Source organism: Brevundimonas vancanneytii (genome assembly GCF_901421975.1).
Taxonomy (GTDB): domain Bacteria; phylum Pseudomonadota; class Alphaproteobacteria; order Caulobacterales; family Caulobacteraceae; genus Brevundimonas; species Brevundimonas diminuta.
Genome location: NZ_LR588407.1, coordinates 3,346,860 through 3,361,112 on the forward strand (window position 1 = coordinate 3,346,860; position 14,253 = coordinate 3,361,112).

A 14,253-nucleotide genomic window follows, 5' to 3' on the forward strand; every position below is an offset into this window, starting at 1 on the left:
TGCGGCGGGCTAGACGCTGCGGACCATGACCGATCTCGCCCAGCTAGAACTCGACCTGATCAACGCCATCGGGGCGGCCTCGACCGTCGCCGCGATCGAGGAGGTGCGCGTCGCCGCCCTCGGCAAGACGGGGACCGTCTCGGCCCTGCTTAAAGGCATGGGGGCGCTGAGCCCCGATGAGCGCCGCGAGCGCGGCCCCGTCATCAACGGCCTGCGCGACCGGGTGTCGTCGGCCCTGGCCGCCCGCAAGGCCGAGCTGGAGGCCGCCGAGCTGGACGCCCGCCTGTTGGCCGAGCGCGTCGATCTGACCCTGCCCAGCCGCCCACGCCGCAAGGGCGGGGTGCATCCGACCATGCAGGTCATGGACGAGATGGTCGCCGTCTTCGCCGACATGGGCTTCTCGGTCGCCGAGGGGCCGGACATCGAGGACGACTTCCACAACTTCACGGCGCTGAACTTCCCGCCCAAGCATCCGGCGCGGGAGATGCACGACACCTTCTTCCTGAAGCCCGACCCGCAAACGGGCGAGCGCAAGGTGCTGCGGACCCACACCAGCCCGGTGCAGGTCCGCACCATGATGTCGCAGAAGCCGCCGATCCGCATCATCGCGCCGGGCCGCACCTTCCGTAAGGATTCAGACGCCACCCACACGCCGATGTTCCATCAGATCGAAGGCCTGGTGATCGATCGCGACATCCACATGGGCCATCTGAAGACGACGCTGGAGACCTTCATCGCCCGCTTCTTCGAGCTGGACGATGTTCACGCCCGTTTCCGCCCGCACCACTTCCCCTTCACCGAGCCCTCGGCCGAGATGGACATCCGCTGCGACCGTTCCGGCGGCAAGCTGACCTTGAACGAGGGCGAGGACTGGCTGGAGATTCTGGGCTGCGGGATGGTGCATCCGAACGTGCTGCGCAACTGCGGCATCGATCCGGACGAGTATCAGGGCTTCGCCTTCGGCATGGGCGTCGACCGCCTGGCCATGTTGAAATACGGCGTGCCCGACCTGCGCCCTATGTTCGAGGCCGATACGCGCTGGCTGGCGCACTACGGCTTCTCCGCCTTCGCCGCGCCGAACCCGGCGTCGGGCCTCAGCTGATATTGAAAGAGCGATCCCATGACTGACGCGACCAACACCGCCGCCGCTGAACCGATCGTCCTGGAGCTGCTGGGCCCTGGCCCGAACTATGCGAACAAGACGGTCTGGCTGCCCCAGCTGTTCATGGAGACGGCGCGCGCCGGGTCCATGGTCATTGAAGGCCGCCGGTTCGAGAATTGCCTGATCGAGGGGCCGGCCGTCCTGCTGCCGCTGGAAGGCTGCAACTTCGACGGCTGCAACATGGGCGACGCCCATGGCGATCCGCGCAACCTGATGCTGAGCCCGCAGGGTCCGCAGCGCGTGACCGGTCCGATCCCGTTCAAGAAACTGCCAGTTCATCAACTGCAACTTCCTGGGCGTCGGCTTCACCGGCTCGTCCGCCTTCCTCGACAACATGGCCAAGGCCCTGGCGCAGCCGCAGGACGGTGCGACCCAATGAAGTTCACGCTTTCCTGGCTGAAGGCCCATCTGGACACCCGAGGCCGAGGTCGATCAGGTCGCTGAGGCCATGACGATGGCCGGGCTGGAGGTAGAGGAGGTCCACGACCCCATCGCCGCCCTGGCGCCCTTCACGGTGGCCAAGATCGTTTCGGCCGAGCGTCACCCGAACGCCGACCGGCTGCAGGTCTGCCAGGTCGAGACCGTGGACGGCCTGAAGGAGATCGTCTGCGGCGCGCCGAACGCACGAGCGGGCCTGACCACCATCTACGCCCCCATCGGCGCCTATGTGCCCGGTCTGGGCGTGACCCTGGTCGAGAAGCCGGTGCGCGGCGTGGTGTCCAACGGCATGCTGTGCTCGGGCGCGGAGCTTGAACTGCCCGACGAAAGCGACGGCATTCTGGAGCTGTCCGACGACCTGCAGGTCGGCCAGCCCGCCGCCGGAGTGTTCGGCGCCGAGCCGGTCATCGACTTCGAGGTGACGCCGAACCGTCCCGACTGGCTGGGCGTGGCGGGCATCGCCCGCGATCTGGCCGCCGCCGGCCTGGGCAAGCTGACGACGCCGGAGATCGCGCCGGTCGCCGGCGCGTTCGACAGCCCCGTCTCGGTGACGCTGGAGGCGCCCGAGCTGTGCCCGGTCTTCGCCGGCCGCGTGATCCGGGGCGTGCAGAACGGCCCGTCGCCGGAGTGGCTGCAACAGCGGCTGACGGCGATCGGCCTGCGTCCGATCAACCGTCTCGTCGACATCACCAACCTGATTTCCTACGACCGCGCGCGGCCGTTGCACGTCTATGACCTGGCGAGCCTGTCGGGCGACGGGATCGTGGTGCGCGCCGGTCGCGGCGCCGCCGACCAGATGGAAGCCCTGGACGGCAAGACCTATGCGCCGGGCGCCGCCGACTGCGTCATCGCCGACGACGGGGGCCAGCGCGCCATCGGCCTGGGCGGCGTCATGGGCGGCGTCTCCACCGGCTGTTCGGACGAGACGGTCGACGTCTTCGTCGAAAGCGCCTGGTTCGACCCTATCGTCACGGCCCAGACGGGCCGCTCGCTGGGCGCCAGCTCCGACGCCCAGTACCGCTTCGCGCGCGGCGTCGACACAGCCTCGGTCGTCCCCGGTCTGGAGCTGGCGACGCAACTGATCCTGGACCTGTGCGGCGGCGAGCCGTCGACGGTCACGGTGGCGGGGCAGGCCCCGGCCGCCCCTGCCGCCTTCGCCTTCGACCCGGCCTATGTGAAGCGCCTGTCGGGCATGGACCTGGGCGAGGACCGGATCTTCGAGATCCTGTTCGCCTTGGGCTTCACCGTCATGCGCGGCTCGCCCTGGTCGGTGACGCCGCCGTCCTGGCGTCGCGACGTCGAAGGTCCGGCTGATCTGGTCGAGGAGGTCGCCCGCATCGAGGGCTACGCCGCCCTGCCCGACGCGCCCCTGCCGCCGGTCGCCCCGGCGCCGGGCGGGGTGCTCAGCTCGCGTCAGGCGCGCGTGCGCACGGCCCGTCGCGCCTTGGCGGCCCTGGGCTACGCCGAGGCCGTCACCTGGTCCTTCACCAAGCAGTCGATCGCCGCCCTGTTCGGCGGCGGGGACGAGCGCCTGGTGCTGGAGAACCCCATCGCGGCCGATCTGGACTGCATGCGGCCCTCGGCCCTGCCGAACCTGATCCAGGCGGCGGCGCGCAACGCCGCGCGCGGCCACGCCGACGTCGCCCTGTTCGAGATCGGCCCCATCTATCTGGACGACCAGCCGAACGGCCAGCGCACCGTCATCGCGGGGCCTGGCGGCGCCGCACGCCGACCGCCACTGGGGCGGGGCGGGGGAAGACCCCCTGTTTGCACTGAAGGGGCGACCTGATGGCCGTGCTGGAAGAGATCGGCGCCCCGGTCGCCTCCCTGCAATTGGCGCAAGGGTCGAACCGCGACTGGTGGCACCCCGGCCGTTCGGCCCGGCTGCAACTGGGGCCCAAGAACGTCATCGTTGAGTTCGGCGCCTGCACCCGCGCGTGCTGAAGGCGCTGGACGCCGACGGTCCCATGCTGGCCTTCGAGATCGTGCTCGACTCCGTGCCGGAACCGCGCGGCCAAAAAGGGAAGAGTGGGGCGGGCAAGGCGCGCGGCGCGGCGGACCTGCCGAACCTGATGCCCCTGACCCGCGACTTCGCCTTCCTGATGGATGAAGCCAAGGCCGTAGGCGACCTGACCCGCGCCGTGGCGGGCGCCGACAAGGCCCTGATCGCCGAGGTGCGCGTCTTCGACGTCTATCGCGGCCAAGGCGTGCCGGAAGGTCAGAAGTCGGTGGCGATCGAGGTCGAGGTCCAGCCCCGCGCCGCCACCCTGACCGAAGCGGAGATCGAGGCCCTGACGGCCAAGATCACGTCTGCTGCGACCAAGGTCGGCGGAACACTGAGAAGCTGAACATGACGGACAAGAAGCCCTGGGCCGAGACCCAGTTCGAACGGAACCTGTTCCGCGCGCGCTGGTTGATGGCCCCCTTCTACCTCGGCCTGGTGCTGGCCCTGGTGATGCTGCTCGTCGTCTTCGTGCGGGAGCTGTTCTACTACCTGCCGCAGGCCTTCATCGTCGGCGACGGCCACATGACGTCCGACACCGCCATCCTGGCCATCCTCAGCCTGGTGACCTGTCGCTGGCGGGCAATCTGCTGCTGATCGTCCTCTATTCCGGCTATGAGAATTTCGTCTCCAAGCTGGATCTGGACGAGAACCACGTGGACCGCCCCGCCGTGGATGGGGTCGGTGGATTTCTCGGGCCTGAAGATGAAGCTGATCGCCTCCATCGTGGCGATCTCGGCCATCTATCTGCTCAAGAGCTTCATGAACATCGGCAAGCCGGGTCATCCGCTGGATGAGGCGGCGCTGATGTGGGCGGTGATCATCCATCTGACCTTCATCGCCTCGGGGGTGCTTCTGGCGCTGATGGACTGGATCGCGGCCAAGACCGACAAGCACTGACAGCCCGGCGGATTTCCGGTCTGCATGACGCAGGCTTGATCCGCCGGAACGCTTTAAGGGGGCGCGGGCAATCTTCGGTTAACCTTAAAGCCCCAAGGCTGCCGTAAAAGGCAGGGACGGTAGGCCAAGCCCGCGACGACGGGCGGACCGTCCTTAGCCGGGAGCCTTGATTATGCACCGCCGCCAACTGATCCGCACCAGCCTCGGTATCGCCGCCGCCGGCGCCCTGCCCGCCGGCCTCGGCGCTTGCGCCAGCCGCCCGCCCGCCGATCCCAACTATCCGATCGCGTCCGATCAGCGGGCCCAGGCCTACACCTTTGACGAACTGGTCACCGCCGGCTCGCGGGAACTGGGCATCGCCGCCGAGGCTGTAGGCGGCGCCATTGAACGCATCTTCGCCGAACAGGGCGACCGCCCCACCGCCTATATCGCGGGCGAGGAAGGCGCGGGGCCGTGGTGGCCGGTCTGCGTTACGGCCGCGGAGCCCTGCACATGAAGGATCTGTCGGCCTCGCAGGAGGTGTTCTGGCAGGGCGCCTCCATCGGCTGGGACTGGGGCGGCAACGCCAGCCGGGTGTTCACCCTGGTTTACGGCCTCTACCACCCGGACATGCTCTATCGCCGCTATCCGGGCGTCGAGGGCTCGGCCTATCTGGTCGCCGGCCTGGGCGTGAACTATCAGCGCGCGGACGGCATCGTCCTAGCCCCGATCCGCACCGGCGTCGGCGTGCGTCTGGGCGCCAACGTCGGCACCATGAGCTACAGCCGCCAGCGCAACATCCTGCCATTTTAAGTGCCGCTATGCTCGGGTCGCGGACCCTCGCGGCTTGAGCGAAGCTCGGCGCTGAAGCTTGCGCGTGGCGTGCGTGATCGCGCCGCGGCCGCTTGCGGGGGCGGCCAGCGTCGCCATATCCCCCTTGAGCCTCAAGGGAGATCGCTGATGACCGCTGCGCCCGATACGCGCGCCTTCTGGGACGCGCGCTATGCCGATGACGTCTATCGTTTCGGCGAGGCGCCCAACGCCTTTCTGGCGCGGCAGGCGGAGCGTCTGCAGCCGGGGTTGAAGGCCCTGTCTGTTGCGGACGGCGAGGGGCGCAACGGCGTCTGGCTGGCGCAGCAGGGGCTGGACGTCCTGACCTTCGACATCTCGCCGCGTGCGGTGGAGAAGGCGCAGGCTCTGGCGGCCCGGCGCGGAGTCGCGCTGGACGCCCAGATCGGCGGGCTGGACGACTGGGCCTGGCCTGAAGGCACGATGGACGTGGTCGTCGGCGTCTTCATCCAGTTCGTCGGCCCGGCCGCGCGCGACCGGATGTTCGCTCGCATGAAGACGGCGCTGAAGCCCGGCGGCCTTCTGTTGCTGGAAGGCTATCGGCCCGAGCAGCTGGCCTATGGCACGGGCGGACCGGGGGTGGAGGAGAACCTCTATGCCGAGGCCCTGCTGCGTGAGGCCTTCGCCGATTTGGAGATCGAACGGATCGACGCCTATGACGCCGAGCTGGACGAAGGCCCGGGCCATTCGGGCGTTTCGGCCCTGATCGACCTGATTGCGCGCAAGCCGCTCTGACGCCTCAGTCCTCTGACGCCAGAATCGCTTCCAGCCCTTCGCGGTAGGAGGGGTAGCGGGGACGCCAGCCCAGTTCGGCCTTGGCGCGGGCGTTGGAGATGCGCTTGGAGTCCAGGTAGAAGCGGCGCATGGCTTCGCTGACCTCGGGGGCGGTCCAGTCGACCTCAGGCGGGCGCGGCAGCTTCAGGCGTTCAGCCGCCCAGGCGGTGACGACGTCGGCGGAGGTCGGCTCGTCGTCGGTCAGGTTGTAGACGCCGCCGGGGCGCGGCCGGTCTATGGAGGCGAATAGGCCCGAGACCACGTCGTCCACATGGATGCGGTTGAACACCTGGCCGGGCTTTCTCACCAGGCGGGCGGTTCCGGCGCGCAGACGGTCGATGACGCTGCGGCCGGGGCCGTAGAAGCCGGGCAGGCGGAAGATTTGCAGCGTCAGCCCCATGACCTGCGCTCCGTCCAGCCAGTCGCGTTCGACGCGGGCGCGACGGGCGCCTTCCAGCGTGGCGGCGTTCAGCGGATCGCCCTCGAAGGCCCAGCCGCCCGCCCGGTCGCCGTAGACGGCGGTGGAGGAGACATAGCCGATCCAGTCGGGCCAGGCGTCAGCGGACAGGGGCGTCAGGGCGCGCAGGGCCGGGCAGCCGTGGGCGTCGGGCGGCGTGGTGATCAGAACAGCCTGAGCGGCCGCCAGGGCCGCGCCCAGGGCCTTGGCGTCGGCCGGATCGACCGGCGTGATCCCCTGCCCCGCCAGCGCCTGACGGGTTTCGGGATCGCGCGAGGTGGCGAAGGCCCGGCCGCCGCGCCGCACGGCCTCGCGCGCCGCCGCCTGTCCCAGATAGCCGCCGCCGAACACCAGCAGGGACGGGGCGGCGGCGGGTTCGGTCATCGGGCTTGGGTCTTTCAGGCGGACAGGACGCGGACGGGGGAAGGGGCGGTCGTTTCGGCCTCGTCGCGCAGGGCTTCGGCGCGGCCGACGTTCCAGGCGGTGACGCAAGGAATCTTGGTCCGGTCGGCGCGGTCGGCGTAGCGGCGGGCGATGTCGGTCACATCGGCCATCAGCCCCTCGGCCAGGGTGATCGGCTTCAGCCCCAGTTCGCGGAACTGGTCGTTGGCGACGACCAATTCATTCTCGTCGGCCTCCTGGCGCGGATTGGCGACGTTGTGGACCTGGGCGCCCGTCATGTCGGCCACCATGCGGGCCAGGTCGCGGACGCGACGGCTCTCGGTCATCTGGTTGAGGATCTTGACCCGGTCGCCGCGCTTGGGCGGGTTTTTCAGCGCCAGCTCGACGCAGCGCACCGTGTCCTGGATATGGATGAAGGCCCGCGTCTGGCCGCCCGAGCCGTGCACCGTCAGCGGATAGCCAAGCGCGCCCTGCATCAGGAAGCGGTTCAGCACCGTGCCGTAGTCGCCGTCGTAGTCGAAGCGGTTGATCAGGCGCTCGTCCTGCCGGGTCTCCTCGGTCTGGGCGCCCCAGACGATGCCCTGGTGCAGGTCGGTGATCCTCAGGCCGTCGTTCTTGGCGTAGAACTGGAACAGCAGGGCGTCCTGCGTCTTGGTCATGTGATAGATGCTGCCGGGGTTCGGCGGGAACAGGATTTCCTGCTCGGTCGGGCCGTGGTCGGTATCGACCGTGACCTTCAGATAGCCCTCGGGGATGCGCAGGCCCGCCGTGGTGTAGCCGTAGACGCCCATGGTCCCCAGGTGGGCCAGGTGGACGTCGCGGCCGCTCTCGACGATGGCGGCCAGCAGGTGGTTGGTGGCGTTCAGATTGTTGTCGACGGTGTAGAGCTTGTGCCGCGCCGACTTCATCGAATAGGGGGCGGCGCGCTGCTCGGCGAAGTGGACGACGCTGTCGGGCGCCCAGTCGTGGATCAGCGCGACCAGGCGGTCGAACTCCTTGCCGACGGTCAGGTTGACGAAGTCGATGGCGCGGCCCGAGACCTCCTTCCATGCGGCGATGCGCTCGCCCATGGTGCGGATCGGGGTCAGGGAGCGGATCTCCAGCTCATTGTCGATGTTGCGGCGGCTGAGGTTGTCGACGACCAGCACGTCCCAGCCGCGCGCCGAGAGGTGCAGGGCCGTGGGCCAGCCGCAGAAGCCGTCGCCGCCCAGAATCATCACGCGCATCAGTCGAACCTCGTTTTCAGCACTCTAACCTGCCTAGCCGAACGCGCGAGGGGGCGAAAGCGTGGCGCTTGGCTGCGACGAAAGCGACGCAGGGCGGAAAAAACAGAGTCCAATTCGTCTGAATCGTCTGAACTCGGACGAGCTGCGGAGCCTGACCGGCGATCATGAGGCGGCGGGCGAGCAAGGTGGGCTGAAGCCGGTCTGCAGCAAGCGGGGCTTTGAAATCAAAGCGATTTTTGACGCTCATTATGCTGGCGCCGGTCGTCCTTCTCCCCTTGTGGGAGAAGGTGGGCGCCGTAGGCGCTCGGATGAGGGGTGTGAGCGGGCTTCTTTAGCAATGAGGCGGGACAGCGGAGACGAGTTTGCAAAACGCGATGTCGCCACCCCTCATCCGTCAGGCTTCGCCTGCCACCTTCTCCCACAAGGGGAGAAGGGAGGTTAGAGCAAGCTTTCGATCGCCTCGCGGGCGGCGTCGCCCAGATCGGGGCGCTTCAGGGCCAGGGCGACGTTGGCGCGCAGCAGGCCGATCTTGTCGCCGCAGTCGTGGGTCACGCCCTCATACTCATAGGCGGTGAAGACTTGCGTCTTCATCAGCCGGTCCATGGCGTCGGTCAGCTGGATTTCGCCGCCGGCGCCGCGCTCCTGCGTCTCCAGCAGGTCGAAGATTTCCGGCTGCAGGATGTAGCGGCCCGAGATCGACATGTTCGAGGGCGCCGTGCCCTGGGCGGGCTTTTCGATCATGCCCTTCATGCCGTAGCGGCGGCCGTCGTGGGAGGCGGGGTCGATGATGCCGTATTTATGGGTGTCGGCCGCGGGCACGGCCTCGACGCCGATGACGTTGCCGCCGACCTCGGCGTAGACCTCGGCCAGCTGCTTCAGGGCGCCGGGCTGAGAATCCACGATGACGTCGGGCAGGATGACGGCGAAGGGCTCGTGGCCGATGATGTCGCGGGCGCACCAGACGGCGTGGCCCAGGCCCTTGGGCTGCATCTGGCGGGTGAAGCTCATCTCGCCGGCCTGGGCCAGCTCGGCGTTCATGATCTCCAGAATCTCGGTCTTGCCCTTGGCCAGGAGCTGGGCCTCAAGCTCGATCTGGTGGTCGAAATAGTCCTCGATCGCCTGTTTGGCGCGGCCGGTGACGAAGACGATGTGCTCGATCCCCGCCTCGCGCGCCTCTTCCACGATGTAGGAGAGGATCGGTCGGTCGACGACGTTCAGCAGCTCCTTGGGCGTGGTCTTGGTGCCGGGCAGAACCCGCGTGCCGAGACCGGCCACGGGCAGGACCGCCTTACGCAGGCGGGCGGGGGAGGTCGTCATGGATCGTCCTGATCAGCCTTGGGGCGCCTGTCATAGGCGTAATTTGTGAAGCTTCCAAACGCCCCCGGGCGGATCGGGTTCGCCTATTCCACCGTCACCGACTTGGCCAGGTTGCGCGGCTGGTCGACGTCGGTGCCCTTCTGGACCGCGGTGTAATAGGCCAGAAGCTGCATCGGCACGGCGTAGACCAGGGGCGAGATCAGGGCCGGGCAGTCCGGGGCGTGGACGCGGCTGATGCCGGCTCCGTGCGGGTCGGGCGCCTTTTCCGGGGCGATCATGATGACCGGACCGCCGCGCGCGGCCACTTCCTGCAGGTTGGAGGCGGTCTTCTCGAACAGATCATCCAGCGGGGCCAGCGCCACCGTCGGGGTCGCTTCGTCGATCAGGGCGATGGGGCCGTGCTTCAGTTCGCCCGCGGCGTAGCCCTCGGCGTGGATATAGCTGATCTCCTTCAGCTTCAGCGCGCCTTCCATGGCCAGCGGGAACATCGGTCCGCGGCCCAGGAACAGGACGTCCCGCGCCTTGGCCAGGTCGAGCGTCAGGGCGTGGATGCCCGCGTCCATCTGCAGGGCCTCGGAGATCAGACGCGGAGCCTCGAACAGGGCCTTGACCAGTTCGGCTTCCTGGGCGGCGTCGATGCGGCCGCGCGCCACGCCCGCCGCGACGGCCAGCGACAGCAGGGCGGCGACCTGGGCGGTGAAGGCCTTGGTCGAGGCGACGCCGATTTCCGGCCCGGCATGGGTCGGCCACAGGACTTCGGCCTCGCGCGCCATGGAGGAGGTGTGGACGTTGACCACGGCGGCGGTCTTCAGCCCCTGCGCCTTGCACCAGGTCAGGCTGGCCAGGGTGTCGGCGGTCTCGCCCGACTGGCTGACGGCGACGGCCAGCGTTCCCTTCGTCACGGCTGGATGACGGTAACGGAACTCCGAAGCGATCTCGACGTCGCAGGGCAGGCCCGCATAGCGTTCGAAGGCGTACTTGCCGATCTGGCCGGCGTAGAAGGCGGTGCCGCAAGCGACGATCTGGATGCGTTCGATCGCGGCGAAGTCGACGGCCTGGACCTTGGCCTTGCCGGAGACCAGGTCGAGGTATTCCGACAGGGTGTGCTGGACGCTGTCGGGCTGTTCGTGGATTTCCTTCTCCATGAAGTGGCGGTACTCGCCCTTCTCGACCAGGGCCGAGGAGGCGGAGACCTGAACCACGGCGCGGTCGGCCGGGCGGCCCGAGGCGTCGAACATGTGCGCGCCGGTGCGGGTCACGGCGACATAGTCGCCTTCTTCCAGATAGGAGATCTTCTGCGTGAAGGGCCCGACGGCCAGGGCGTCCGAGCCCAGGTACATCTCGCCCTCGCCCCAGCCGACGACCAGGGGGCTGCCGCGACGCGCGCCCAGGATCAGCTCGTCCTCGCCCTCAATCAGCACGGCGAGCGCATAGGCGCCGGTCAGCCGGTCCAAGGTGGCCTTGAAGGCGTCCAGCGGGGCCATCCCCGCCGCCAGCTTGTGGTCCAGCAGATGGGCGACGACCTCGGTGTCGGTCTGGCTCTCGAAGACGCGGCCCTCGGCCTCCATCTCGGTCTTCAGCTCGGCGAAATTCTCGATGATGCCGTTGTGGACCAGGCAGACGCGACCGGCCTTGTGCGGGTGGGCGTTGGTCGTGGTCGGGGCGCCGTGGGTGGCCCAGCGGGTGTGGCCGACGCCGACGGTGCCGGCGATCGGGTCGGCGGCCAGCACGGCCTCCAGCTCGCGGATCTTGCCCTTGGCGCGACGGCGTTCGACGCCGCCTTCGTTCTGCACGGCGATCCCGGCCGAGTCATAGCCGCGGTACTCTAGCCGCTTCAGGCTGTCGACCAGGCGAGGGACGACGGGGCCGGTTCCGGTGACGCCGATGATGCCGCACATGAGGTCTGCTCCGATCGGATGCGGTCGACGCTTTTTGCGCAGGGCCGCGAAATTGAGGTAAGCGAGAGGGTTCAGCCTCCGCCCTTGATCTCCGCTCTAGGAAATCGCGGGAGCGGCGACATCAAAAAATGGGTTTCGGAAGGTTTCTTTGCAATTCCGGGGCCGCCAGCGAAGGACCGCGCCCTTGGGCGAGAGAAAATACTTCGGCACCGACGGCATTCGCGGCCGGGCCAACACCCATCCGATGACGGCCGAGGTGGCTTTGCGTGTCGGCCTGGCCGCCGGGCGGCTGTTCCGCACCGACGACGACCGGCGCCACCTGGTGGTGATCGGCAAGGACACGCGTCTGTCCGGCTATATGATCGAGCCCGCCCTGGTGGCCGGTCTGGCCTCGGTCGGCATGGACGTGCGGACGTTCGGGCCGCTGCCGACGCCGGGCGTGGCCATGATGACGCGCTCGATGCGCGCCGATCTGGGCATCATGATCTCGGCCTCGCACAACGACTATGCGGACAACGGCATCAAGCTGTTCGGGCCGGACGGTTACAAGCTATCGGACGAGATCGAGCTGAAGATCGAGGCCATGATGGACGGGGCCCTGGACGAGGATCTGGCGCCGTCGAACAAGCTGGGCCGGGTCAAGCGCATCGACGACGCCCCGCCGCGCTATATCGAGATCGCCAAACAGGCCTTCCCCAAGCGGCTCAGCCTCAAGGGCCTGCGCATCGCCATCGACTGCGCCAACGGCGCGGGCTACCGCGTGGCGCCGACCACCCTCTATGAGCTGGGAGCCGAGGTCTTTCCTGTCGGCGTCGAGCCCAACGGCCTGAACATCAACGCCGAATGCGGTTCGACCCATCCCGAGGCCGTGTCCGAGGCGGTGAAGCGCTATCGCTGCGATATCGGCATCGCGCTCGACGGCGACGCCGACCGGGTCATCATCTGCGACGAAAAGGGCCATGTGGTCGACGGCGACCAGATCATGGCCCTGATCGGGCTGGACTGGGCCAAGCGCGGGCGGCTGAACGGCAACGGCGTGGTCGCCACCGTCATGTCCAACCTGGGCCTGGAGCGCCGTCTGAAGGCCGAGGGCCTGACGCTGGAGCGCACCAAGGTCGGCGATCGCTACGTCATGGAGCGGATGCGCGAGGGCGGTTTCAACATCGGCGGCGAACAGTCGGGCCACATCATCCTGAAGGATCACGCCACGACGGGCGACGGCCTGATGGCGGCGCTGCAGGTGCTGGCCGTCCTGGTCGAGGCGGGCGCGCCCATGAGCGAGCTGGCGCGTCAGTTCGAGCCGGTGCCGCAACTGCTGCAGAACGTCCGCTACACCGCCGGCAAGCCGCTGGAGGACGCCAAGGTCAAGGCGGCCATGGCTGAAGCCGAGGCGGCGCTGAACGGCTCAGGCCGCCTGCTGGTCCGGCCGTCGGGCACGGAGAAACTGATCCGCGTCATGGCCGAGGGCGACGACGAGGCCCTGGTCAAGCGCGTGGTCAATGAGGTCGCCGAGGCGGTGAAGGCGGCGGGCTGATCGCCCGCCGCCCGCGCCGTCAGATCGCGGACAGGGCCTGATCCAGATCGGCCCACAGGTCGTCGACGTTCTCGATGCCGACCGACAGGCGCACCAGATTGTCGCCGATGCCGCTGCGGGCCTTGGCTTCGGGCGTGTAGTCCGAATGGGTCATGCTGGAGGGATGTGAGGCCAGGCTCTCGGCGCCGCCCAAGCTGACGGCCAGCTTGAACAGGCGCAGCGCGTTCAGCATGCGGAAAGCCTCGGCCTCGCCGCCGGGCAGTTCGAGCGAGAAGGTCGAGCCGGAGCCCTTGCACTGGGCGTCGAAGATCGCCTGCTGTTCGGGCGAGGCGTCCGGCCCTCCGGCGGTCAGGACGGCGCTGACGCGGGGATCGGCGCGCAGCCGATCGGCCAGGATCAGGGCGTTGTCCTGCGCCCGCTCCATACGGATGTGCAGGGTCTCCAGACTGCGCAGCAGCAGCCAGGCGGTGTGCGGGTCGGCGGTCGTGCCGCAGATGGTCCGCATCTCGCCGACGCGGGCCATGAGGTCAGCCCCGCCCATGCAGCCGCCCGCGATCAGGTCCGAATGGCCGCCGACGTATTTGGTCAGGGAGTAGAGGACAAGGTCGGCGCCCAGCTCCAGCGGGCTCTGCCACAGGGGGCCCAGGAAGGTGTTGTCGACGACGACGGCGGGCGGCTCGGCCTGATCCAGCGCCTTGGCGCCGGCGACCGCGCGGGCGATGTCGACCAGTTGGTTCGTCGGGTTGGCCGGGGTCTCCAGATAGACGGCGGCCAGGCGCCCGCCCGTCGTCCTGGCCTCGGCGGCGGCGGCGATCATGGCTTTGTCCAGGGCGGCGGCGCCCTCGGCGGCGGGGACGCTGATCGCCTTGACGCCGTAGCGGGGCAGGATGCGGTCGAACAGATATTCGGTGCCGCCATAGGCCGGGGCCGTATAGAGGATGACGTCGCCGGGCCGCACCAGGGCCAGCATGGCGGTCGAGATGGCGGCCATGCCGCTGGAGAAGACCAGGGCCTTGTCGGCCTTGTCCCAGACGGCGAGACGGTCCTCGAGGATCTCGAGGTTTGGATTGTTGATGCGCGAATAGATCAGGCCCAGGGCCTCGTCCGGGTCGCGCTGGCGCAGGCCGTAGGCGACCTCGAAGAAGCGTTTGCCGTCCTCGGCCGATTTGAAGACGAAGGTCGAGGCCTGGAACAGCGGCGCCTTGATCGCGCCCTCCGACAGGGCCGGATCATAGCCGTAGCCCATCATCAGGGTTTCAGGCGCGAGGGTGCGATCCCCAAGCACGCGGGTGCGGTGACGGTTCATTTTTGTGTT

At 68.5% G+C, this 14,253-nt stretch carries 9 protein-coding genes and 3 pseudogenes; 7 read left to right on the forward strand and 5 right to left on the reverse strand.

The genetic code is table 11. From position 1 onward, the window contains the following. Window positions 1-25 precede the first annotated feature (25 nt). The 6 genes and pseudogenes from pheS to FGL25_RS16590 all read left to right on the forward strand — a co-directional run bounded on the left by pheS (window position 26) and on the right by FGL25_RS16590 (window position 6,065). Window positions 26-1,102, forward strand: a complete 1,077-nt coding sequence (gene pheS, locus FGL25_RS16565) for a phenylalanine--tRNA ligase subunit alpha (protein WP_088410673.1) — start codon at window positions 26-28, stop codon at window positions 1,100-1,102. 435 nt (window positions 1,103-1,537) lie between these two features. Next, window positions 1,538-3,948, forward strand: a pseudogene (pheT, locus tag FGL25_RS16575) (phenylalanine--tRNA ligase subunit beta). 107 nt (window positions 3,949-4,055) lie between these two features. Next, window positions 4,056-4,201 (forward strand): annotated as a pseudogene (locus FGL25_RS18060) (YqhA family protein); the annotation flags it as partial. A gap of 16 nt (window positions 4,202-4,217) precedes the next feature. Continuing rightward, a complete protein-coding gene (locus FGL25_RS18065) occupies window positions 4,218-4,502 on the forward strand; it encodes a YqhA family protein (protein WP_354702813.1) in 285 nt (94 codons plus the stop codon). A gap of 172 nt (window positions 4,503-4,674) precedes the next feature. Next, a pseudogene (locus FGL25_RS16585) lies at window positions 4,675-5,294 on the forward strand (EipA family protein). A gap of 147 nt (window positions 5,295-5,441) precedes the next feature. Continuing rightward, window positions 5,442-6,065 (forward strand): SAM-dependent methyltransferase, encoded by a 624-nt coding sequence (locus tag FGL25_RS16590; RefSeq protein WP_138142306.1) that lies wholly within the window; start codon window positions 5,442-5,444, stop codon window positions 6,063-6,065. A gap of 4 nt (window positions 6,066-6,069) precedes the next feature. Here the strand turns inward: FGL25_RS16590 and FGL25_RS16595 are convergent, their stop codons facing one another. The 4 genes from FGL25_RS16595 to glmS form a co-directional block, all read right to left on the reverse strand. Next, window positions 6,070-6,945, reverse strand: coding sequence for an SDR family NAD(P)-dependent oxidoreductase (locus FGL25_RS16595; protein WP_138142307.1), 876 nt, complete (start codon window positions 6,943-6,945; stop codon window positions 6,070-6,072). A gap of 14 nt (window positions 6,946-6,959) precedes the next feature. Further along, window positions 6,960-8,189 (reverse strand): NAD-dependent epimerase/dehydratase family protein, encoded by a 1,230-nt coding sequence (locus FGL25_RS16600; protein WP_088410670.1) that lies wholly within the window; start codon window positions 8,187-8,189, stop codon window positions 6,960-6,962. 438 nt (window positions 8,190-8,627) lie between these two features. After that, entirely contained in the window at window positions 8,628-9,506 is an 879-nt protein-coding gene (gene galU / locus FGL25_RS16605) for a UTP--glucose-1-phosphate uridylyltransferase GalU (protein WP_138142308.1), read from the reverse strand. Window positions 9,507-9,589: 83 nt separating this feature from the next. Beyond that, window positions 9,590-11,404 (reverse strand): glutamine--fructose-6-phosphate transaminase (isomerizing), encoded by a 1,815-nt coding sequence (glmS, locus tag FGL25_RS16610; RefSeq protein ID WP_138142309.1) that lies wholly within the window; start codon window positions 11,402-11,404, stop codon window positions 9,590-9,592. 184 nt (window positions 11,405-11,588) lie between these two features. Between glmS and glmM the strand changes: the two genes are divergently transcribed. After that, window positions 11,589-12,938 (forward strand): phosphoglucosamine mutase, encoded by a 1,350-nt coding sequence (gene glmM / locus FGL25_RS16615; RefSeq protein ID WP_138142310.1) that lies wholly within the window; start codon window positions 11,589-11,591, stop codon window positions 12,936-12,938. A 19-nt stretch (window positions 12,939-12,957) separates the two neighbouring features. Here glmM and FGL25_RS16620 read toward each other — a convergent pair whose 3' ends face one another. After that, a complete protein-coding gene (locus FGL25_RS16620; RefSeq protein ID WP_138142311.1) occupies window positions 12,958-14,244 on the reverse strand; it encodes a cystathionine gamma-synthase family protein in 1,287 nt (428 codons plus the stop codon). Window positions 14,245-14,253: the final 9 nt, after the last annotated feature.